Below are 23,206 nucleotides of genomic sequence, written 5' to 3' on the forward strand. Positions count from 1 at the left end.
TCCTTACTTGCGGAACATTTTTAACATACGTTGGGTCACGAAAAACCCACCAACAATATTAATCGTAGCAATCAATATCGCGACGCCAGCTAATACATCGACCAGCAATGAGCCAGAGCCTATCTGCAACAATGCGCCGACAATAATGATCCCGGATATTGCATTGGTCACACTCATTAACGGCGTATGTAATGCGTGAGTAACATTCCAAACCAGGTGGTAACCGACCACGCAAGACAGCACAAAAACCGTTAAATGTGACAAAAATTCAGGGGGGGCGACATCGGCGACCCACAGAAATATCAATGCGGCAAAACCCAGCATTAGTATTTTATTGGCACGATTTACCGGTTGTTCACCCACCTCTTCGTTTTGCTCTTTGTCTTGAACCGACTCTGTCGCTACAGGCTTTGGTGCCGCGGATACCTTAATTGCCGGTGGCGGGAAAGTAACCTCGCCATCTTTCACTACGGTCATATTGCGGATCACCGTATCGTCAAAATCAAGTAACACCTGACCATCTTTTTCGGGAGTCAGCAGTGCTAATAAATTGGCAAGATTATTGGCATAAAGTTGACTCGACTGATTCGGTAAACGGGAGACTAAATCGGTATAGCCGATAATTTTCACCTGTTGATGCTGGTAGAGTTCTCCAGGCTTGGTTAGCTCACAATTACCACCACCTGGGGCGGCCAGGTCGACAATAACACTGCCGGGGCGCATCGATTCCACCATATCTTTAGTGATCAAAATCGGCGCTTTTTTCCCAGGGATCATGGCGGTCGTGATGATGATATCAACGTCTTGGGCCTGCTCCGCAAACAATGCCATTTCCGCGTCGATAAATGCCTGACTCATCTCTTTCGCATAACCATCCGATGAGTCAGACTCCTCTTGATAATCGAGCTCGAGAAATTCAGCGCCCATACTGACGATTTGTTCTTTTACCTCTTCTCGGGTGTCAAAGGCTCGCACAATGGCGCCGAGGCTGCCTGCTGTGCCAATCGCCGCAAGACCGGCAACGCCTGCGCCAATGACAAGTACCTTCGCTGGTGCGATGTTGCCAGCAGCAGTAATTTGTCCAGTGAGAAAACGACCAAATTCATTGGTTGCCTCAACAATTGCTCGATATCCGGCAATATTGGCCATGGAACTCAATGCATCCAAAGATTGTGATCGCGTCATCCTTGGCACCATATCCATCGCTAAAGTGTTGACCTTACCTTTCGATAGACTTGTCACTAGCGGTTCATTCTGCGCAGGGGAAATAAAACTGATCAGGTAACTCCCCTCTTTGAGAATATTCACTTCATCCTGCTCAGGAGCATTAACCTTCAGAATAAGGTCGCTTTGAAAAACTTCCTCGCGTGTACCGATTCGCGCGCCGGCGTCGATAAACGCCTCGTCATTGAAACTGGCTCTATCGCCCGCCCCGGATTCAATACAAACTTCATAGCCAAGTTTTATAATGGCGTTAATTGATTTGGGTGAAACCGCTACCCGATTTTCACCTGGTAACGTTTCGCATGGTACACCGACTAACATGAGGGCTCCTTGAATGTCATCAGAGTGTTATGAACTTTTATAACTGGTTGAAATTATTAGTAACACTTAACCGCTCAAATTTAAACCAAACAGGGGTTATTTTGTTAAGAAATCGTTAAATACATTAAGAAAATGCAAAAAAAGTGTTTGCCATCAGTATTTTTTAAGGTATGTTAAATCTATAACTGATTAGCCCCCATGTTAAATCAGTGCAGAAACGAGATTACTCAGGTAATTCGACTCATCAATATTTGCACTTAACACTGGAAAGGTTAAACAGCCATGAAAAAATTATTTTTCACCACCTTAGTTCTTCTAAGCTTTTCATTTACCGCCTCTGCGGCAACCTCTCTAACCGAAGATAAAATTACTGCTGTCGCTCAGCAATTTGTGGATTTTCACAAAACTGAAGCGGTTGAGTTACTGCAAAAAATCTTTTCACCGGATCTCAATGTTACTGTCACCCAAGGATCCAACGGCTACGGTTTCGTGCTTAACTACAATCGTGAGGAATACATTGATTACTTGCGCGAAGGCCATAAAAGTCAATTCCGCATTGGCACCGATGTCAATTATGTGTCTTCTGAATTTTTAGGTAACCGTGAAGCCAAATTTATCGTTCGCTATCGCTCTAAACAACACAATAAATATGTCTGGGTTGAAGGGTTTGTGAAAATGGTCGGTAACGACGTACAGATCACTCATATCGAAGAGTACACCTAGACAACCGAGTTTACAGAAGTTGTGTCGTTGAAAAGGCCGACACATTAATTAAGCCTTTTCCAATTGCTAATTACTCCTTCCTTTTGGCTTAACCTGACCTCTGTCTCGTTAAGCCTTTTTTATTGAGTACGTTACGAGTCACCGGTCAACGCCTGCCCCTTTATCTTTTCACGCAAGGTCTGAACAATGACGTAGCAGATAGGGATCACAACGGTACCTATCACCAGCGCGACAAGCATGCCGCCAAAGACAGTAATACCCAAGGAGCGCTGACTGAACATACCTGCGCCTGTGGCAACCACTAACGGCAGGATACCAACGATAAAAGACACCCCGGTCATACATACCGCACGAAAACGCAGACTTGCCGCAATGCTTGCAGCTTTTACAATACTCTGCCCTTCCTCTTCCCGTTGATGACGGGCGAATTCAACAATCAATATGGCATTCTTTGCTGCCATGCCTATGAGTAGGATCAACCCAACCTGAGCAAACAGGTTTAACGCGACCCCCGTGATATTCAATGCCAGCAGGGCGCCAGCAATGGCCATTGGTACCACAAGAATTATCGCCGTGGGAATCGACCAACTTTCATACTGCCCGACCAGGAATAAATAGATGAAAACCAGCGCCAGACTATAAGCGTAAACCGCCATATTACCTGCCTCAATTTCCTGATATGTCATCCCTGTCCATTCCGATTGATATCCTGTAGGAAGTATATTTGCGGCGACTTCTTCCATCGCTTTAATGCCATCGCCCGAGCTAAACCCCTGACTGGATTCGGCACGTATCGTGACTGAATTGTAAAGATTGTAGCGATCACTGATATCCGGGCCATGAATCGGCTCAACCGATGCGAACGTATTCAGGGGGATCATTTCGCCATCGTTATTGCGCACAAACAACAAAAACAGGTCAGACACCGTGCCCCGATACTCTGGCTTGGCCTGCATAATGACCTTATAGGTCTGGCCAAACTTGGTGAAATCATTAATATACTGCGAACCTAACTGCGCCTGCAGGGTTGAAAAGACACTATCGATATTGATCCCTAATGCTTTTGCCTTAACCCGATCAACATCAATCAAATACTGTGGGACATTGGCACGAAAAGTACTATAAACATTTGTTAATGCCGGAACCTGATTGGCCTCTACCACAAAATCGGTGATCACCTGAGCAAAATCTGAAGCCGGTCTGGCCAAAGAGTCTTGAACAATGAATTCCAAGCCGCCAACCGCGCCCATCCCTGGTACCGCAGGAGGTGCGATTGCTACCACCTGAGCTTCCGGAAAATGCTTAAACGCCATCGCATTCACACTTTGCGTCACCGCAAATACCACATCTTGTTCCTGTTCTCGTAAATCCCAGTGCTTTAAAACGATAAACAAGGAGCCGGCATTGCTTTGCGCGGCAGAATTTAAAATCGAATAGCCCGATACTGACGTCACGCTCTCAATTCTTGTGTCTTTTTGTAAATCTTGCGTGAGCCTATCCAAGACCTTTTGCGTTCGCCCTAAAGAACTGGCATCAGGGAGTTGCACGGAGACAATAAAAATCCCCTTATCTTCCGAAGGCACGAACCCCGTTGGTGTGCGCATAAATCCCCAACCTAGCGCAACAAAAACGACCAACATAGCAATGGCAACTCTGACCGTTTTACTGACCAGATAGGAAACCACGGCGGAATATCGATTACGGATTTTATCAAACCAGCGGTTAAAGCCCTGGTACCAGGCAGGCTCCTGAGTTTGTTTTTTTAAAAGTAACCGGCATAGGGCGGGACTCAGGGTCAAGGCATTGAGAGAGCTAAACAATACCGCGACACAAATGGTTACGGCAAATTGTCGATACATGATCCCGGTTAATCCCGGCAGTAGCGCGACAGGGACAAATACCGCAAGTAAGACTAGGGTTGTCGCCATAATCGGCCCGGTAACTTCTTCCATCGTTAACGTTACCGCCTGCTCGGAAGTCATGTCAGATTCCGTTAAATGGCGCTGGGTATTCTCAACCACCAATATTGCATCATCGACAACGATTCCAATTGCCAGAATTAATCCGAACAGGGTTATGGTATTTATCGACATACCCGCCAATAAAAGAATGCCAAAAGAAGCAATAAGAGAAACAGGTATTGCAATCGAAGGAACCACCGCAGCCCGCCAATTGCCGAGAAAAATGAAGGTAATGATGATCACCAACGCAACCGCCTGGTACAGCGAAATTTGTACTTTACTTATCGAAGTACTGATATAGCGGGTTGTATCGTAACCGATTGAATATTTGATCCCGTCGGGGAAATCCTGACTAAGTTCCTGCATTAATGTTTTTACATTTTCGCCACTCTCGATCGCATTTGCACCGGGTAATAGGTATAAAGCAATGGTACTCGCCGCTTTACCATCAACCTGAGTGATAACCGCGTAATCCTCCTGACCCAGTTCGATGTCGGCGACATCCTGCAAATACACAAACGAACCGTCGGATCGAGAACGAATCACGATATTGGCAAATTCTTCGACTTCCGTGAGGGTTCCTTTGGCCTGCAATGTGTATTGAGTTTGAATATCACTATCGTATGGGGGGGCGCCAACTTTGCCTGCCGCGACCTGAATATTCTGCTCATTCAGGGCGGCACGTACATCATTCGCGGTAACGCGCAATGATGCCATTTTTTGCGGATCAAGCCATATCCGCATTGAATAATCGGCCTCACCCATAATCATCGCTTCAGAGATGCCATTTACCCTTTTCAAGCGATTTAGGAGATTGATTTTTACGTAATTGGAAATGAATACCCGGTCAAAGCCTTTACTCTGTGCATACACATTGACCAGGAACAGCATATCTGGAGATTGCTTTTTAACCGTGACGCCGGTAAGACGAATGTCCTGGGGCAATTTAGGCTCCGCCATGGCAACCTGATTTTGCACTCGGACTAAGGCTAAATCGGCATCGGTACCGATCGCAAAAGTCACCGTCAGGCGATAACTGCCATCATTCGCACTTTTTGAAGACATATAAATCATGCCTTCAACGCCATTGACGACTTCCTCGATTGGCTGGGCAACTTTTTCTTTTACCACAGATGCAGATGCACCGGTATAGTAAGCACTGACAACCACCTGAGGTGGAGCAACCGATGGATATTCTGAAATGGGTAAAATCGCGGCGGAGATCACCCCTATCAAACTTAAAACAATGGCAATAACCAGGGCAAGTTTAGGGCGCTGGATAAAGGTTTTACTAAACATGCTCAGCCCTCTATTTCAGGCACAGTGCGATCTTCGGCTTTTATTGGATTCACCTTTTGACCACTGCGGATCCTCTGCACTCCTTGGATCACGATAGTATCGCCGTTTTTCAGGCCTTTGTTGACGATAACCATGACATCAACGCGCTCGCCAAGGCCTACGTTTTGTCGACTCACCTTTTTCTTATCATCGACCACCATCACAAACTCGCCCTGTTGGTCGGATTGTACGGCACTTTGCGGGATCATCACTGTGGCAACTTCCACCGGTTCTTCAACAATGACATTGACATATTGGCCGGGCTTTAGCATGCCTTCAGGATTCGGTATCGTTGCTCTGACTTCCATCGTACCGGTTTTTGGATCCACCCGGTTTGAGACAAACGTTATCTTGCCTTCATGGGGGTAAAATTCATCTTTCTCTAACGCAATTTTGATCACAACTTCATCACGTCGTTCGGCGCGCGGCATTTTTGCACGGGCCTCTGTGAATTTTTTTGCCATACGCCAATAAATTTTTTCACTGACAAAAAACGGCACTTCCATGTTGTTTGTCGAGACAATTGTCGTTAACTCGCCCGATTCAGGGCTTACCACATCACCGACGCTATAAATGCTGCGACCAATTTTTCCCGAAATTGGCGCCTCTATAGTGGCATAACTCAAATCTACTTTGGCGTTATCCAATTTCGCTTTAGCAGATGCCAGCGCCGATTGTGCTTCTTGCAGTTTTGCTTCCAGCGCATCGAGCTCTGAGCTCGAAATATAACCATCTGGCGCCAATTCCTGACCCCGCTTATAGTTTTTATCCGCTGCATTTAACGCCGATTGTGACCTTGATACTTCCGCTTCACTCTGTTTCTTTTGCGCTTGCAACTCATCATCATTGAGTTTAAACAAAACGCTGCCGGATTTAATTTCCCGACCTTCAGAAAAGTTAATGGATTCAATTTTTGCTTTCACCCGGGCGAGAATTTTGACGTCGCTAGACGCATTCAGGCGCCCGACAAAACTCGCCGTCCCCCGATACGGAAACGATTTCACTTTCTGCACCACAACTTCAACATCGGGCGCTTGCTGCGGGGCGGGTTTGCAGCCCAACAGGCCAACCCATACCAACGAAAATAGAGTGAATAAGGAAATATACGTTTTTGACATGGTTTGTATCCTGTCGTTTTTTTTATTTTCCACCGAACACGTGGCTCAAGTAGCGGCCATGATTGTGTCTGACTATCGCGGTTAGGCAGCTCGCAAGCCGTCAATGGTCGCTCATACAAATGGCTATCGAAGATATAAGTATAGAAAAATTATAGGATTTGCCGAGAAATGGCGAAAAAGAAAAAACCCCGAGCCAAAGCATCGGGGTTTTATTAAGGACTGAGTCGGGTGACTTATTTCCAGCTTTTGATTTTATATCCTTTAACCGCATAAAACAGAATAAACAGATAACACGGCAACATGACCAGATAAGCCCCTTGTTGGCCGGCATCTGAGGCGGAACTTGCCAGTCCCCAGAACAGCGGACCGAATGCACCACCAGCAATCCCCATAACAAGCAATGCAGAGCCAATGCTGGTAAGTTTGCCTAAACCCGAAAGCGCCAATGGCCACACTGCCGGCCAGACAATTGCGTTGGCCAAACCGAGCAATGCAATTAATAACAAGCTATCCGGTAGCATGGCACCACCAAATGGAACCAACAACGCATTCGCCAGCATAAAGGAATCATTATCGGCAACGACCACTAAAACCGTTAAAATAATGCCCAATATCGCTGATATTGTTAGCGCGGTTGGCTGCGATAAAAAGCGAGGAATGGTAATAATACCGATGATATAACCCGCTACCATACATGCCATGGTATAAGACGTCATCACTGCATAATTCTCAATGCCAAGCGATAAGGCATAAGTGCCAATGGTATCGCCAGCAATCACTTCAACCGCAACATAGAAAAACAATGCCGCTACACCTAACACTAAATTCGGATGCTTAGCCGCATCTCGCAGGCGGTTGGTGTTGCCATCGTCTTCATCATCTTCTTTGGCAAGCTCAGGCAACGGTGATTTTTTCACCAGCAACGCCAATGCACCAATAAATAGTGCCATTCCTAAATAAGGAAGCACCAGACCATTGGCCATTTCATCAATTTGAACCTGGGTTAAATCCGTACCGACGCGATCTTTAAAGCTATCTAAAATTAGTGCGGTAAACACCATAGGCGCAACAACACCAGCACTCTTATTCAAGATCCCCATCACACTCACACGTGCCGCCGCAGATTCTTCCGGACCGATGCGCACAACATAAGGATTTACTGCCGTTTGCAACAATGTCTGCCCTGCGCCCATCACTAACTGAGCAAAGAGAAACAATGCAAATATCTGGGTTTTTGCCGCTGGGATAAACAGTAAACCTGCGGCCATCATGCCAGCCATACCAAGTGCCATACCGGTTTTATAGCCAACTTTGCGAATTAACCAGGCGGATGGCAAAGCGGTAAAGGTAACCGCAATATAAAAGGAAAATAGGATTAATGATGCCTGAAAAGGCGTTAATTGCAGGATTTGCTTGAGGTACGGCATTAGCGAGCCATTAAGCCAGGTTGCAAACCCAAGAATGAAAAATAACCCGGCAACGATCGCCATGGGCACGAAACTACTTTTTGATTGTTCTGTCATGGGCGAAGCCATATTAGCACCTTTTGTTTGTTGCATAATTCCCCAACTATTTTTTTAGTTTTTATTATTTTAATAAAGCAAAGGCGCGATTAAACAATTCGCGCCCCGTAAACCCAAGTTTGAGTGACATTAAGGTCGTCATCAAAAATGACAAAATCAGCGGTCGCCCCTACTTTTAAATGCCCCAGCGTTTTGTCGATATGTAAAAACTGCGCCGGATACAAAGAAGCCATTCGTAACGCTTCTTCTAAAGGTTGTTGCAGTTTTTCGACGGTGTTTTTCACCGCACTCGCCATATCCAGACAAGAGCCTGCCAGTTCACCTGTGGTGGCATTTAACCGATCACCATTTCGAAGTACGGTGGCACCGAGTAACTCAAAGCTGTCTTCATCGCTACCTACCGGCGACATTGCATCGGTAACCAGCATTATCTTACCGGTTTGTTTGGTTTTAATCGCCAGCTTCGCAGAATCATAATGAACATGATGTCCATCAACAATCAGACCACACCAGCTATTATCATCGAGTAATGCCGCTCCGACCATGCCGGGTTCTCGAGATTGAAATGCAGACATCGCATTAAACAAATGGGTAAAGCCGCTCGCACCAGCCTCCAGCGCTTTAGTGACAGTGGCAAAATCAGCATTCGAATGCCCCAGGCACACATGCACACCAGCCTCAACCAAACGAGTGATATCTACAGGCGCTACGGTTTCCGGTGCTAATGTAACAATGACCTGCCCCAGATCCTGACGGCAAAACACCGCCATTTCCCGTTCGCTGATTGGTCGAATAAAGCTGGCATTATGGACACCTTTTTTCGGTACCGATAAATGCGGCCCTTCAAAATGCACACCAATAATCCCCGGAACTCTGTCGGCCATAGCGGCACTGATCACATCCGCGGTGCTTTCCATCACTTGTACATCGTCGGTGATCAAGGTTGGCAACATCGCTGTTGTGCCGTATTGGGCATGAGCTTTAAACATGACTTCGAGTGTTTTAATGCTCGGCGCCACATTTAACAGCACACCACCACCGCCATTTACCTGAACATCGATTAACCCTGGCGCCATCAGCCCCTGAATTTGTTCGGCTTTGGGGTGGTGTCCCTGAATTTCTTCAGTATGAATAACTCGTCCATCGAGCAACTCCACGACACAATTTTTGTGTAGAGTTTCACCATCAAAAAACGCGCTAACCTGAAGTAATTGCTGCATATTATAAAGTCCGTGTTACTTTTTTAAGTCCTTGTGGTTCATCTGGATTAAAGCCTTTTGCTAAGGCTACTTTTTCAACGTCCAGATAAAAACGCTGTAAAACTAACAATGGAGCCAGTCTTGGATGAATATCATTAACCACCTGATCCAGATGAATCATGTCCGCACCGCGACTCGTTACTTCAACAACCTGCTCTTTATGAGCACTTGCCGACTCATCATTCACATGACAATCAATTATGGTAAGTTGTTGAGCGACTAGGGTAACGGGTCCATGCAGAAACTCCGCACTGGAAAACGCTTCCGCGTGAATCGAACAGACTTCTTTTAGCTTTAATGCGATTTCTTTACTTACCGCAAACCCCAGGCCGCGACCAAGCACAACCAGGTTACGGGTATCGGCTAACGATTGAGCCGATAATTGCACATCGCTATCGATTGCTTTTTGTAAGCCTGCGGGTAATGTCTGCAGGGCATTAATTAATTCTTCGTTTTTACCCCAATTTGCCGCTAACTGCAATAATGCACTTAATGTGGCAAGGTAACTTTTAGTTGCCGCCACCGAGTTTTCAGGGCCGGCTTTTAACGGTAAAACATCGTCGACAAGCTGTGCTAAAGGCGATGATTCATCATTTACCAATGCGATGGTGTAAGCCCCGGCATCTTTTGCCATTTGTGCCTGAGACAAAATATCCGGACTACGACCGGATTGTGAAATGACAATGGCCAAAGCTTTATCAAGTTTTAAGGTTTTGCCATAGACACTGGCAACCGAAGGCGCGGCCGCAAACGTCGGTACGCCAACTTCTATCTCAAATAAGTATTTCCCGAATACTCCAGCATGATCAGACGAACCACGGCCGATAATCATTACCATTTTCGGATCAATTTGATTCAGTTTGTCACCAATTTTGGCGGCGATATCGGCGTTTAATTTAAGTTGCTCGGCAACAACCTGAGGTGCTTGACGAGCTTCTTTTTCCATTAGAGTTGACATAATTAATCTATATCCTGCGAAACGTGAACTATTGAGTCTTTTGCTTAGCGAATAATACTGCACCGATTTCCGGAGCCTGCATGGGATCGCTAAATTGACTAAAGATGTCGGCGGCAAGCCAGTCCTTTAGACGGACTTGCAAGCCACCGATCAGGGAGATCCGTGCCGGGTCTTTGGCCATCAATTTATGAAACACCGCAGTAAAATAATTACTTGCTTGCGCCAATATTTGTTGAGCCACTAAATCACCAGCATCCGCAGCATCAAACACATGGATTGCCAGACGCGCGTAAAACGTTGCACCTTGCCCCGACAATTGACTCACCAGATCATTGGAGTCATTACAGGCAAGAGCGTGATAAATTCGTTCAGTTAAGCCGGTTTGCGCACTTAAGTCATCGGCAGCCAGTAATACCTTCTGTACCGCTTGCAAACCAAGCCAGGCACCGGAGCAAGCATCACCTTGTGGAAAACCATGACCACCAACGATTAAGGATTCGCCATCGGTGTTCACATAACCCACCGAGCCGGTGCCACAAATCATAATTGCGCCATTTTCACCGTTATGAGCGCCGAGACAGGCAATGTGTAAATCGGTGGCTAAATGCATTACTTTAAAAGGATGCTGCCAAGCGTTCATCAAATCAAAATATTTGGGAATGTTAACGCCAGCCAGACCGACACCGGCAATCAACTGATTCAGTTGTTGTTCGCCAAAACCGGCATCCGCCAGCGCTAGCAACGCGGCATCGACAATCGATTTTTGTGCCTTTTCGACACTGTGAAATGGGTTCGCAGCCCCCGCAATACCTTCTCCCAGGCATTGCAGTTCTGCATCAAGGATCACGGCTTTGCATTTACTGCCACCGCCGTCGATACCTAAGTAGAGTTGTTGATGACTTGTATGCATCTTGGCCTCTATTTACAACCAGAGCGGCTTAATCCAAGCCGCCAGTTTAAAATTTATCAAAGTTAAAATAAGTCTACCGATTAATGACAACGCTGTCATTAATTATTTAATGTTTTTTATGAAGTGTTAAAAAACATTAAGTTAAGTCGATTTACTGGACCTTAATTGCCCTACCCGCGCGATCAGAATTTACCGCTTTCGCGCGTACCCAAATTTCATTTTTGGTCACGGATACGGGAGCAGTATAGTCTACCCAGGAGGCATTACCGTTACGATACTGAAGCGATAAGCCTGAGTATGTCGCATTGATAGATAATATGCCGTTTTCAACTTTTGCACCAACCGTAGGAATTCGATAGTGAATGTCAGCCAAATCCAGTTTGGCGAACTCTTTATTTACCATAGTATTGGCAAAATCGCTCCAGGCTTGTTGTCGAAGCTGGTGTTGTTGTTCACTGATCTGATGGCTGTCGCGATCATAAACCTGACCATTATGCTTATATGGGAGTGCCCACTGAGGTGAATGCCAGGCGCGTTCAGCCAAAGCTAACAATCTCGGAAATATTTTGTATTCCGTTAAATCATCATTGCGAGTGTTCTCACTCCATAACTGGCCCTGAATACCGACGAATCCTTTGCCTTTTTCCATTGGTCCGCGCAGAACATTACCCTGCTCGTCTTTGCTCAGAGAATCATCCGCTTGATACGGCTGATCTTCACGGTCGAGCCAATATTCCGCGTGAGCGGGCAAATTATCCGGCATAAAGCTAAAGATTTTTTCGGTATTGATATGACGTGATGCCCAATAATAACCGTGTTCTTTAGGATCGGCTTCATAGGGAAAATCAAAATACATAACATCGGGATTGGAAACGACAACTTCCCAACCTTGATTTACCAGTTTGTGCGCGGCTTGATGACCTTGCCAGAACAATACGCCCCAAGCGTTCGCCTGAACGACCTCAGGCATGTTCTCAAGCTTAGTGTGACTCATTCCGTCACTCCATCCGGCCACTTCAATATCACGCTCTGCCAGAATATGCCCCACTCGCTCGATAAAATATCCAACCAAACCTTCCGGTTGTTCAAGTGTGTCATTAGTAGCGATAAATGCCTGACATTTGGGCGACTCCACCCAAGCGCCCGCCGTTTCATCGGCACCAATGTGATAACGAGTCAGTGGATAGCCAGCTTCTCTATGCATGGCTTTTACTTCGTCCATTACCTTGGCAATAAAATCATAGGAAGAATCCATGCAGGCGTTAATTGTGTTGTCATTGTAGTACTGCACCGAAGAATAGACGGTGGTATCGTTTGGATCATGCAGCATATATTGCTCGGCTTTGGCTTGTTCACCCGCCTGCATGTATTTGTCATAGCGACGCTTCATGGAAACGATGGCTGCTCGAGAATGCCCGGGCATATCCAAAGAAGGAATAACCTGAATATGACGTTCACCAGCATATTTAAGGATCTCCTGATACTGAGCAACGGTGAAATAGCCATTTACTTCACTGTTACTATCCACACCAGCGCCAAGTTGAGGCAATAAACAGGTTTGTTCGCTTAAATCAAAACAGCGTTTAGATCCGATGTCAGTGAGTTCCTCTAGGCCTGGTATCTGCAGACGCCAGCCTTCGTCATCGGCCAGATGCAAATGCAGCTTATTCAGTTTATAAGCGGCCATCTGATCGATTAAATCGAATAAAAATTGCTGTGAGTGAAAATTACGGGACACATCGACAAACATACCGCGAAAATCATAATGCGGCTCATCACTAATGGTCAGCGGTTGTAGTTTCAGGTCATCAATACGAATTAAACCGGCGAGGGATTGCAATCCGTAAAACACCCCAGTGGCATCGTCGCCGCGTACAGTGATTTGGTCTTGTTCAATTTTTAGAATGTAAGCACCACTGTGATTACCTGCAGATTTAACCGATTGGCTGTCAGACGCGCTGTTTAGCTCCAGGCTCACAGGTACGCCTGTATCGGATTGCTTAACGCCCAATGTTTCAAGTCGTGCAAGCGCGGTTGTCACCAAAGCAGGCTGCACCTGGTTAAAGTTCACCTGAATACCTGCACTCAGATCCAATGCCATTGCGGTTTCATCAACCGTCATTGATTTGGGTGTTGGGATCAATGAAGTCGCAAGATTATTGCTGCTTGGACGTTGCTTGGCATTGCGTTCAAATAACACGGTGGCCGTCGCCCATTGCGTTTGATCGGTATCCGTACGCTTAAATTGCTCACGCTCACGGGTGTACTCTTTGACAAATGGCGAAATTTCCAGGCCGGTGTCGGCATCTATCGTCGTTCGGGTACTGTCAATCACCCGCGCCTGCCATTCACCTTTTGCGGCCATGGTACTGGTTTCATCAACGGTCAAAATATAATTGGGAATAAGATCGGTTTCCGATAAGCTCCAAAAATCCGCACGAAAATCCAAGGATTTCGTCTCCCCGGCTTTAAAACCTTTAAAGCGCTCAGACAAGGCGATTTTATGCAGATCACCATTCACATGAGTAATGGTAAATTCTCCAGGCAACTGGGTTTGCACGGGGTTAATGAGTGAGAAGTAAATCGCCCAGTCTTTATAGGGAAAGTCTTGTTTGGCGGAAAAGTTCAATCGCCCTTGAAAGCAAAGACCGTCATGCTTAGCCTTATCGCATTGGTCATCGGCAACATTGGTGACCAATTCAAATTCGACCTTTAAGGATTGGGCAAAATTGTCGAGCTTTGCTTGCGTTAGTTGGTTTGAATGAACGAATTGCTCGGTCTCATTCGTTGCATGTGTTTCAGACTGAGGTTGACAGCCTAACAGAGCACTCAGGCTTAAACTTAATAGCAAAGTTTTTTTGATCATCTTTATTATCCTTGCGCAACTTCTAGTAATATTTATTGAAATTAGAAAACTTTAATTTTCGACTTTGGTATGACAGTCAAAACATTGTTTATGGGTTTACTAAGCGGGCGCGAGGAAAGATATTAAGCCACCTTACGCGGTGGCTTTGAAGTTAAGTCCAATGGGCGAAAAATCGCATTGAGACTATGTATAATCATTCAAGCGGTGAGCTTAGCTTAAAAGCTCACCAAACTGAATTAAGCAGCTTGCTGTGCTTTCTTTTGAACCAGACGATGTACCTGATGCATGGAGTTTAAGTGGGCGAAAATTGGCCCTAAGAATCCACGCTTGCGAAGTTCCAGATAATCTTCATCGCTTAATTCATTCAGTTTCTTTTCATTAACCAGATAGATACCGTTAATCGCGATTTTTTCGCCATTTAAATCGATTTCAAGATTTTGCTGGATAAGCAAGTCTTTATCGGCTAATTCCTTGGTGAACATGCGAGTCATATGCGAATGTTCTAAATATGACGCCATCGCTTCTTTGCGCTTGGCTAAATACTCAGTTTCGTCACCATTTTCTTCAAATAATGACTGACCTTCTTCTTCATTTACTACGTCATTATCGGTTGCGATAATAACCATATAATTGTCTGAGTCTTTTGACTCAGGCACTAGCGCCATCGGGAAATGGGTAACACACGCTGGTACGTATGTTCCACCCCAACTTTCACCTTTCGTATACAGGTTTTCACCTGGCTTAAGACCAAATAAGGCAACGGGCTGAAAAGTGCCATTTTCAGCGTTTTTCACAAACACGACCGGGAATTCGGCACTTGCTCTTGAAAACTCATGAACAACCAATGGAACTAAATGCTGTGATTCAACCTGTTCGAAATTCTTTTGTGCTTTAATTTTTGTTTTGCCGTGTACGTTTTTATTTAACGGCTGTACGTTTTGCTGGCTCATTCTACTTCTCCAAACATGGGAACCTTTTTTATCGAAACCGTAGACTAAACCTAGTGTGCAAATCAATTCAAGTTAAAAATAATGTTTTTATTAAAAAAGGGAAATTTACTCCCTTTTTTGATCGTATCGCTAGCAGATAAAGATCAACTAAGGTCAAGTTGCCAGATGCGTCCTTCCAAGCTTCAGCACCTATCCAATCACACCTTTGCGTCCGTCGCTAAGATAGTTAAACAGTACCAAGCGCTTGGGGAATTAAAATGACGACACCTTCTTGATCTTGTTGTCTTTTCTCTTCTTCCCTTTAGATACTGGCATTAAATCCAGTCGCCACAGTTCACTCCGATTCTCACGGTTTGGCCCGAACAGATGACAACGCTGTCATAAAGCATTATAAAACCTTACACGGAAATTTTGATTTTGAAAAGTTTTTTTAACACATGGCAGCAACTCAAAAAAAAACGCACACCAGTAACCGAAAATATTATATTGGGATAAACAATTAAATAGAGGATCTTTTATTTTGTCGACAGGTCTAAAAGCTCAAAAAATCATTTCCAGAACTGGCTGAGATCATTCACTAACAGTTTTCTAGTACACCAACTAACTCGCTAAAATATAATGAAAATCCAACAAGTCAGCAAAGCCTGAAAAATCGGCAACAAAATAATTTCCCTTAGCCCATATCAGCCAGTTCGCAGTTTTCATATCTGAGAATATTTGCTATATAATGGCTAAAAATAAAATAACCTATCGCACACAAAATTCTGTTAATCTTGGAAAATTAGGCTTAAAGTCGTTGCGTAATTGCTATCAAGCGGTTTAGTGATGAACACATAAACGTAAATTTCAATGGCTGACAGTAAGATAAAGAGCGATGCTGCAACATAACAACAACTCGACTAAGCAGCACAAAGCGCGAAACAGCTCAGCGAACAACAAAAAAGACTTTCGGCTGAATTCATTGAATGATCTATTGAAATATAAAAGGACAGATTTACCATGTCGGTGACCATTAACGATGTTGCTCGCCATGCCGGAGTTTCCATAAAAACGGTATCGCGGGTGATCAACAAAGAATCATCTGTTCGAGCCGCAACCAAAGAGAAAGTAGAAGCAGCGGTTAAGGAATTACATTATCAGCCCAATGCCGCAGCGCGTAATCTCGCCGGCAGCAAATCCTTCAGTATTGCGTTTATTTACGACAATCCAAATGCTTATTATGTCATCGATATGCAAAACGGTATTTTACAGGAGTGTCGTAAACAGAATTTTGAGTTGGTCATTCACCCCTGTAATTCAAAAGCGGATGATATTCTCGACGAGATCTCTAATATGATCCGTCACTCGCGAATTTCCGGCGTCGTATTAACCCCGCCATTTTCAGAAATGCCTGAGGTTATTGGTCGACTCAATGAATTAGGCGTTAATTTTGTCCGTATATTCTCTGGTCACGATCGCCCTGACGGGATCTCCCCCTGCATCATGGTGAATGACTTTGATGCTGCTTTTGCCATTACCGAGCATTTAATTGAATTAGGCCATAAAAATATTGGCTTTATCAGTGGTGGTAAAGAGCATAAATCAACGTTTGAACGAATCGAAGGATATAAATTGGCACTCACCGAAAGAGGAATTAATGTCGATGACAGTCTGATCATCGACGGTGAATACTCGTTCGATTCTGGAGTAAACGGAGCAAGTGAGTTGCTTAATCATCCACAAAAGCCTACGGCAATATTTTCCTGTAACGATGAGATAGCAGCGGGTGCATTATTTGCGTCTCGCCTGGCAAATGTCGCCATTCCAGAGGAGTTATCTATTGTAGGTTTCGAGAACAGTCCGTTTTCACGCCAGACCTGGCCAAAAATCACCACCGCAGATCAGCCGAACCAGACCATAGCGCAGAATGCGACGACCTTGCTTATTAATGAAATCCGCAAGCAAAAATCACCGGATATCTGCCGGCAGTTTACACCGACGTTGCTGGTCAGGGATTCAACCTCGAAAGCAAAGCTCTAAGACTGCAAGCGTACCTAACATATAAACAGCACACGTTCATGCCGCTTAAGCAGTTCATTCAAAGCAATTACACAGCAATAGCGTGCGAATCAGCTAACCTGATAACCATATCCGGCCAGGAAATGTTGGACGGTGCTTTGAATATACACTTTCACCTGATCACCGCTAATCGGTTTTTCAATGTTGTATTCTTTGTGCATCCAAATCTCGCCCTTTATGACCGATAAGAACTGAATTGCGGCGATGTGAACATCGTCAATGGCAAGGATATTCTGCTGTTTATATTCATCAAGAATGGTACGCATTTCAGCGATAACGCGCTCAGGACCCGCTTTGAAGAAAAGCCGGGAAACCAAGGGGTGACTCATCGACTCATTGATACAAATTCGATGGATAGCTAACGCTTCTTTTGATAATAATAACGCCAGAAAATGCTCCGCGTACTGACACAAGGTCGTATATGGGTCGCTGTCTTTAGGACTGGTTGTTGATGTTGACAGAAACTGTTCACAGCGCGCGGTAATCGTTGCGACAAACAATTCATCCTTACTACCAAAGTGACTGTAAACCGTTTGTTTCGACACCCCGGCGTTTTTTGCCACTAAATCCATACTGGTCGCGGCAAAGCCGTTATCACAAAACAACTGCGTTGCCGCATCGTATATCTGCTGACGCTTTTCTTCACTTTTGCTTCTGACTTTGGGAATTGCCACTACTCTCTCCGGGGTATTCATAACCTGCCAACAAACTCTAATACTTAGCCTATTAATTGTCTATACAACAACGGCAATGATTGTCGCCGTTGCCACTGCCAAAGTTCAGATTGTAAATAACCTGAGTATTAAGGCAAATGTGATCAATTATTATCATTTGGTAATTAATTTAATATAGATTGTAACAAATCAAACTAGACAGTCTAGTTTAAAATATCTAAACTAGACTAAACCGTCCAGTATATTATATGTAACTTACAGAGTTTTGAATCGCTTTATGCCGTTATTAAATGCATTAACCCAAACCCATAATCTTTCCTGGAAAAACAGCTACCGTCTGTTCCTTGCCCTAACCATGATGCCTTTTTTATTCGCATTGACTGGTTGTAATGAGCTGGAAAATGTCAGCGCTAAGGCGTCTGGGCAGGATTATCATCACAAGGTAGATACGGTGGCATTGCAACCGCAAGCTGGCTATCACGTCGAACGAAACTTCGCCGGTACAGTACGCTCCAGACAATCGGCCAAACTCATGTTTGAAGTGTCAGGCAGAGTCGAGCAGGTTTTCGCTTTTGAGGGCGATAAGGTGACCCAAGGACAAATTCTGGCGACTCTCGATCAAGAGTTACTGAATATCGAATTAAAGCAATTGATTGCTCAACAAGCGCAAATTCACGCGCAGCAGGTACTGGTCGAGGCAAATCTGCGACGAATCAATGCCCTGATTGAACAAGGTTACACGTCAGATCAAAGCAAGGACGAACTGCTGGCGCAACAACAGGTACTTAATGCCAATCAACAACAAATTCAGGCGAACATCGACGCTAAGCATTACCAATTAAAGCGTACAGCCATCACCGCACCATTTGCCGGTACTATCAATAAACGGTTAATCAATAAAGGCGAGCTGGTTTCTTCTCAGGTCATGGCATTTGAATTGCAACAAGTGGCGCAAAATGAATTAAAAGTGGGCGTACCACAGCATCTTGCTCGGGAAATCGAGTCAAATTCGCAACACCAATTAATCATTAATGACAAGTTCGTCGAAGTTGACAAGGTTTCCGTTAACAGTGATATCAGTCCGCTTAGCCGCACCGTACAACTACGATTTCAGCTCCCTGAAAACGTCAATGTTTATAACAATCAATTGGGCTATCTCGATTACCAACAATATATCGAATCCGCAGGATATTGGGTGCCCCTTTCGGCGATCACCGATGGTGTGCGTGGCGTCTGGAATATTTATACGCTAGAGCCTACCGAGCAAACCCTGTTATTCACCCTGCAAACCCACACCGTCGAAATTCTCTATGTAAATAACGATGGTGCGTTTATTCGTTCCAGTCTTCCTGCAAATACCAATATAGTAAAAAGCGGCCTGCAGCGCCTGGTGAGTGGTCAGGTTGTTCGCGTTGATGATTCGGTACAAGCGCCATGATAGAGATGTTTGTTCGCAATGGCCGCTTGATGGCCTTACTTATTATTCTATTAATTGTTGCTGGCCTTGCCTCATTATCGGCATTGCCCCGCTCCGAAGATCCCGCCATGGAAAACCGCTTTGGCCTGGTTATCACCAAATTCCCCGGTGCCAGCGCTGAACGGGTCGAAGCGTTAGTGACGGAAAAAATTGAACAAAAGCTACAGACGTTGTCCGAGATTGAATATCTGGCATCGACTTCCCGCCCTGAAATATCCGTCATTCAGGTAAAACTCGAAGGTTATGTGAACGATTCTACTCAAGTATTCTCACGCATACGCGATTTACTTGCCGATATTGAACCGCAACTGCCCGCAGAAAGCATGCCGCCGCGCTTTGATGAAGAGCGAAGCTTCGCCTATACCCGCTTATTGGCGTTAAATTGGCAGGTCGAGGATATAGATGCCAAGCCGGATTTAATCACCTTGGGTCGCTATGCTAAAGAATTGCAAAGCCAGTTACGATTAGTTTCCGGAACGGACATTGTCGATATCCATGGTATTAATGATGAAGAAGTATTGGTGGAACTGGATCAGCAAAAAGCCGCCCTTGCTAATATTTCCGCACAGCAGGTAGCACAGGCCATCATGGCCGCCGACGTAAAAATACCTGCAGGAAAACTGTTCAATGACCATAACCAATTACAGATTGAGGTCGTTGGCGCCCTGGATAATTTGCAACGGGTGAGAAACATTCCGCTTCGCAGTGACAATAATCAAATTCTCCGCGTCGGTGACGTGGCGTCGGTTTCTCGCCAACTGAAACAACCCTTATCAGAAATTGCTATCGTTAACGGCAAACCAGCACTGGTTGTAGCGACGCGGATGATCCGCGGTATTCGCGTCGATCAATGGAGTGCAAGGGTTGACGAGCAAATGGGCGTATTCAAAAATATACTCCCTGCCAGCATGTCACTGGAAGTTCTGTTCGACCAGAATACTTACACCGAAGCAAGATTAAGTGACCTGGTCGATAACATTCTTCTGGGTTTCATTATCATTGCCGTGGTGTTGTTTATTACATTAGGCTGGCGCTCGGCGATTATCGTAGTTGTATCACTGCCGCTAACCGTACTGTTTACCTTAACGGTAATGAATTTTTATGGCTTACCCATTCATCAAATGTCAGTGACCGGCCTGGTGGTAGCGTTAGGTATTATGGTGGATAACGCCATTGTCATGACCGATAGCATTCAGCAACGTAAACAACGTGGCATCAACGGTCTGCAGGCGGTTCTGCAATCAGTACGGCATTTATGGTTGCCGCTGTTAGGTTCGACATTAACCACAATACTGGCCTTTATGCCAATTGTCTTGATGCCCGGTGATGCCGGCGAATTTATCGGTGGCATTGCCCTGAGTGTGATCTTCTCATTAATTGGTTCTTATTTGATATCTCACACCATAGTCTCTGGATTATCTGGCCGCTTTGTCAAAGGCAAACAATCCAACCACTGGTATAATCAGGGACTTGGCTTACCTGCCCTGGAAAAGCGTTTTACCAAAAGTTTAACACTGACCCTCAAATACCCGAAAACAGTTATCGCCCTGGTTTTTACCTTGCCCATTGCCGGTTTTATAGCTGCCGGCAGCCTTGCTGAGCAGTTCTTTCCTCCATCGGATCGAGACATGTTCCATATCGAAGTATTTTTGCCGCCACAAAACAGCATTTATGCGACTCAAGCGTTAACCGAAGAAATTTCCGCTTCTTTAGAACAACATCAGGCTATCAATGATATTCGCTGGTTTGTCGGGAAAAGTGCGCCAGCATTTTATTACAACTTGATTGCCGCCAAAGATGGGATGCAAAACTACGCCCAGGCGATGATAACCGCTGCGGATTTCAAAGCGGCAAACCGCTTGATCCCACAGTTACAGCGACAATTAGATGATGAGTTTCCCGAAGCACAGATATTGGTGCGAAAGTTAGAGCAAGGGCCTCCCTTTAACGCCCCCATTGAAATTCGCATCTATGGGCCGAATTTAGATACGTTGCAGGTATTAGGTAACGATTTACGCCGTATTTTTTCGCAAACACATGATGTGGTTCATACCCGTTCGACGTTATTAGCGGGAACGCCTAAGGCCTGGTTAAACGCCGATGAAGATGCGATAAGCACCTTACAGCTAACTCTAAGCTCACTGGCAAGCCAGCTGGAAGTCGGGTTGCAAGGGCGAACCCAAGGTTCCATTATTGAAGCGACAGAATCCATTGGCGTGCGAGTCCGTGCCGGGGATGAATATCGTCAGGGGGTCAATAATCTGGCTAATTTCCCGATCATTAATAGCGCTACCGGAGATTTCATCCCTTTAGCCGCGATTTCCGAGGTGGATATTAAACCCTCCCGGGGAGCCATTCCCCACCGCGACGGAAAACGGGTGAATGTGGTTGAGGGATATTTACGCGCTGGCATCCTGCCGTCGGTGGTATTGGCGAAAGTGAACGAGCAAATCGAAGCCGGTGAAATCGACATCCCTACCGGTTATAGCTTAGAATTTGGCGGTGAATCCAAAGCCCGAGACGATGCCGTTGGTAAATTATTGGGTAGCGTCGGTGTGATCCTGACACTACTTATTACCGTGGTTGTCCTGTCGTTTAATTCATTTCGAGTATCATCGATTATTTTTATCTCTGCATTCATGTCGATGGGATTAGGTTTATTAACCGTGTTTATATTTAACTACCCCTTTGGATTTACCGTTATTATTGGCTTATTGGGCCTCATGGGTCTGGCGATTAACTCAGCTATCGTAATTTTGGCCGAATTAAAAGCCGACAAGTTGGCAATACAAGGCGATAAAGACAGTGTGATTCATGGTGTGTTAAGTTGTACACGACATATCAGCTCCACAACCATTACTACTGTCGGTGGATTTTTACCGTTAATATTGGCTGGAGGTGGCTTCTGGCCGCCATTTGCAATTGCCATTGCTGGCGGCACCGTGTTAACGACACTATTGTCTTTTTACTTTGTTCCGGCGGCTTTTTATCTGATGAGTCGCAAGCGTTCATTTGATTTAACCGCAGCCATAGCCAATTAAATGTAAAAAATTGGTAACTCTGATATTTACCCTAAATTTAAAAAAAGCCTGATGTCCGGGCTTTTTCGTCAACTTTAGGAGATTATTAGCGCGAATTGGCGACTCTTTGAGCAAACAGACAAAAAGTCACAAAGTTTTCGCAAAAAAGAGTTGACGACCTCAAGGCAGATTTGCATAATACGCCGCACTTGCTTGAGGCAACTCAGACAAGTGTTTGGAAGGCTACGTAGCTCAGCTGGTTAGAGCACATCACTCATAATGATGGGGTCGCAGGTTCGAGTCCCGCCGTAGCCACCAAATCGCGGGAGTGGCGGAATTGGTAGACGCGCTGGATTTAGGTTCCAGTATCCTAGGATGTGAGAGTTCAAGTCTCTCCTCCCGCACCATTTACATTGTTGGGGTATAGCCAAGCGGTAAGGCAGCGGGTTTTGATCCCGTCATTCCGAGGTTCAAATCCTCGTACCCCAGCCACTTTTCTTAAGCGGCGCGTATTAAAGCAATCAATGTAAAGAAAGTCCCTGAGTTGGGGTATAGCCAAGCGGTAAGGCAGCGGGTTTTGATCCCGTCATTCCGAGGTTCAAATCCTCGTACCCCAGCCAACTTTTCTGAATTACCTTCTGATTTTCCAAATATCTTTTTCAAAAATCTTTTTCAAATACCTCTACAAATACATTTTTCAAATCGCTATCATCAAAAACCAGCGCTAAATTTTACACTGTGATATTTTCTTAATTTTCCCCTAAGCCCTAGTACATCTTGTACCGCTTAACCTCGCCCTCTTTTTCCTTAATTCCTTCGACTTTAC

General features: G+C 45.1%; 14 protein-coding genes and 4 tRNA genes. 8 read left to right on the forward strand and 10 right to left on the reverse strand.

Annotation, left to right across the window (positions count from 1 at the left end):
* Window positions 1-3: 3 nt before the first annotated feature.
* Window positions 4-1,545 carry a Re/Si-specific NAD(P)(+) transhydrogenase subunit alpha gene (locus tag FE810_RS13990; protein WP_138320747.1) on the reverse strand — a complete coding sequence of 514 codons (1,542 nt, stop codon included), beginning with the start codon at window positions 1,543-1,545 and terminating at the stop codon, window positions 4-6.
* Between the two features lie 282 nt (window positions 1,546-1,827).
* On the opposite strand from FE810_RS13990, the gene FE810_RS13995 reads away from it, so the two are divergent.
* Window positions 1,828-2,268, forward strand: a complete 441-nt coding sequence (locus tag FE810_RS13995) for a hypothetical protein (RefSeq protein WP_138320749.1) — start codon at window positions 1,828-1,830, stop codon at window positions 2,266-2,268.
* Between the two features lie 131 nt (window positions 2,269-2,399).
* Here FE810_RS13995 and FE810_RS14000 read toward each other — a convergent pair whose 3' ends face one another.
* The 8 genes from FE810_RS14000 to FE810_RS14035 all read right to left on the reverse strand — a co-directional run bounded on the left by FE810_RS14000 (window position 2,400) and on the right by FE810_RS14035 (window position 15,151).
* Window positions 2,400-5,528 carry an efflux RND transporter permease subunit gene (locus FE810_RS14000; RefSeq protein ID WP_138320751.1) on the reverse strand — a complete coding sequence of 1,043 codons (3,129 nt, stop codon included), beginning with the start codon at window positions 5,526-5,528 and terminating at the stop codon, window positions 2,400-2,402.
* A 2-nt stretch (window positions 5,529-5,530) separates the two neighbouring features.
* The gene (locus FE810_RS14005; protein ID WP_138320753.1) at window positions 5,531-6,685 is read right to left on the reverse strand and encodes an efflux RND transporter periplasmic adaptor subunit; all 1,155 of its coding nucleotides are present in this window, start codon (window positions 6,683-6,685) and stop codon (window positions 5,531-5,533) included.
* A gap of 233 nt (window positions 6,686-6,918) precedes the next feature.
* Complete coding sequence (nagP, locus tag FE810_RS14010) at window positions 6,919-8,208, reverse strand: N-acetylglucosamine MFS transporter NagP (RefSeq protein WP_138320895.1); 1,290 nt, start codon at window positions 8,206-8,208, stop codon at window positions 6,919-6,921.
* Between the two features lie 89 nt (window positions 8,209-8,297).
* Window positions 8,298-9,428, reverse strand: a complete 1,131-nt coding sequence (gene nagA / locus FE810_RS14015) for an N-acetylglucosamine-6-phosphate deacetylase (RefSeq protein WP_138320755.1) — start codon at window positions 9,426-9,428, stop codon at window positions 8,298-8,300.
* 1 nt (window position 9,429) lies between these two features.
* A complete protein-coding gene (nagB-II, locus tag FE810_RS14020) occupies window positions 9,430-10,428 on the reverse strand; it encodes a glucosamine-6-phosphate deaminase NagB-II (protein ID WP_138320897.1) in 999 nt (332 codons plus the stop codon).
* 25 nt (window positions 10,429-10,453) lie between these two features.
* Window positions 10,454-11,335: an N-acetylglucosamine kinase gene (gene nagK, locus FE810_RS14025; RefSeq protein WP_138320757.1), complete on the reverse strand. Its 882-nt coding sequence runs from the start codon at window positions 11,333-11,335 to the stop codon at window positions 10,454-10,456.
* Window positions 11,336-11,486: 151 nt separating this feature from the next.
* Window positions 11,487-14,201 carry a beta-N-acetylhexosaminidase gene (locus FE810_RS14030; RefSeq protein WP_138320759.1) on the reverse strand — a complete coding sequence of 905 codons (2,715 nt, stop codon included), beginning with the start codon at window positions 14,199-14,201 and terminating at the stop codon, window positions 11,487-11,489.
* 236 nt (window positions 14,202-14,437) lie between these two features.
* The gene (locus FE810_RS14035; RefSeq protein WP_138320761.1) at window positions 14,438-15,151 is read right to left on the reverse strand and encodes a SapC family protein; all 714 of its coding nucleotides are present in this window, start codon (window positions 15,149-15,151) and stop codon (window positions 14,438-14,440) included.
* Window positions 15,152-16,150: 999 nt separating this feature from the next.
* On the opposite strand from FE810_RS14035, the gene FE810_RS14040 reads away from it, so the two are divergent.
* On the forward strand, window positions 16,151-17,170 hold the full coding sequence (locus tag FE810_RS14040) for a LacI family DNA-binding transcriptional regulator (RefSeq protein ID WP_138320763.1): 1,020 nt from the start codon (window positions 16,151-16,153) through the stop codon (window positions 17,168-17,170).
* 89 nt (window positions 17,171-17,259) lie between these two features.
* Here the strand turns inward: FE810_RS14040 and FE810_RS14045 are convergent, their stop codons facing one another.
* Window positions 17,260-17,883, reverse strand: a complete 624-nt coding sequence (locus FE810_RS14045) for a TetR/AcrR family transcriptional regulator (RefSeq protein ID WP_246037064.1) — start codon at window positions 17,881-17,883, stop codon at window positions 17,260-17,262.
* A 277-nt stretch (window positions 17,884-18,160) separates the two neighbouring features.
* Between FE810_RS14045 and FE810_RS14050 the strand changes: the two genes are divergently transcribed.
* The 6 genes from FE810_RS14050 to FE810_RS14075 all read left to right on the forward strand — a co-directional run bounded on the left by FE810_RS14050 (window position 18,161) and on the right by FE810_RS14075 (window position 23,000).
* Complete coding sequence (locus FE810_RS14050; RefSeq protein ID WP_138320765.1) at window positions 18,161-19,321, forward strand: efflux RND transporter periplasmic adaptor subunit; 1,161 nt, start codon at window positions 18,161-18,163, stop codon at window positions 19,319-19,321.
* Complete coding sequence (locus FE810_RS14055) at window positions 19,318-22,401, forward strand: efflux RND transporter permease subunit (protein ID WP_138320767.1); 3,084 nt, start codon at window positions 19,318-19,320, stop codon at window positions 22,399-22,401. Before FE810_RS14050 ends, FE810_RS14055 begins: the two co-directional genes overlap by 4 nt.
* 220 nt (window positions 22,402-22,621) lie before the next feature.
* Window positions 22,622-22,698 (forward strand) — tRNA-Met (locus FE810_RS14060).
* A 4-nt stretch (window positions 22,699-22,702) separates the two neighbouring features.
* Window positions 22,703-22,787, forward strand: a tRNA-Leu gene (locus FE810_RS14065).
* A 10-nt stretch (window positions 22,788-22,797) separates the two neighbouring features.
* Window positions 22,798-22,872, forward strand: a tRNA-Gln gene (locus FE810_RS14070).
* A 53-nt stretch (window positions 22,873-22,925) separates the two neighbouring features.
* A tRNA-Gln gene (locus FE810_RS14075) sits at window positions 22,926-23,000 on the forward strand.
* The last annotated feature ends 206 nt before the right edge of the window (window positions 23,001-23,206 follow it).

Source organism: Thalassotalea litorea, assembly GCF_005843925.1.
GTDB lineage: Bacteria > Pseudomonadota > Gammaproteobacteria > Enterobacterales > Alteromonadaceae > Thalassotalea_A > Thalassotalea_A litorea_A.

Excerpts from the sequence above, each read along its gene's own strand:
- FE810_RS14005 (WP_138320753.1), bottom strand. The coding sequence starts at position 6,685 with ATGTCAAAAACGTATATTTCCTTATTCACTCTATTTTCGTTGGTATGG.
- FE810_RS13990 (WP_138320747.1), bottom strand. The coding sequence starts at position 1,545 with ATGTTAGTCGGTGTACCATGCGAAACGTTACCAGGTGAAAATCGGGTA.
- FE810_RS13995 (WP_138320749.1), top strand. The coding sequence starts at position 1,828 with ATGAAAAAATTATTTTTCACCACCTTAGTTCTTCTAAGCTTTTCATTT.
- FE810_RS14055 (WP_138320767.1), top strand. The coding sequence starts at position 19,318 with ATGATAGAGATGTTTGTTCGCAATGGCCGCTTGATGGCCTTACTTATT.
- FE810_RS14050 (WP_138320765.1), top strand. The coding sequence starts at position 18,161 with ATGCCGTTATTAAATGCATTAACCCAAACCCATAATCTTTCCTGGAAA.
- FE810_RS14040 (WP_138320763.1), top strand. The coding sequence starts at position 16,151 with ATGTCGGTGACCATTAACGATGTTGCTCGCCATGCCGGAGTTTCCATA.
- nagA (WP_138320755.1), bottom strand. The coding sequence starts at position 9,428 with ATGCAGCAATTACTTCAGGTTAGCGCGTTTTTTGATGGTGAAACTCTA.
- FE810_RS14035 (WP_138320761.1), bottom strand. The coding sequence starts at position 15,151 with ATGAGCCAGCAAAACGTACAGCCGTTAAATAAAAACGTACACGGCAAA.
- FE810_RS14030 (WP_138320759.1), bottom strand. The coding sequence starts at position 14,201 with ATGATCAAAAAAACTTTGCTATTAAGTTTAAGCCTGAGTGCTCTGTTA.
- FE810_RS14000 (WP_138320751.1), bottom strand. The coding sequence starts at position 5,528 with ATGTTTAGTAAAACCTTTATCCAGCGCCCTAAACTTGCCCTGGTTATT.
- nagP (WP_138320895.1), bottom strand. The coding sequence starts at position 8,208 with ATGACAGAACAATCAAAAAGTAGTTTCGTGCCCATGGCGATCGTTGCC.
- nagK (WP_138320757.1), bottom strand. The coding sequence starts at position 11,335 with ATGCATACAAGTCATCAACAACTCTACTTAGGTATCGACGGCGGTGGC.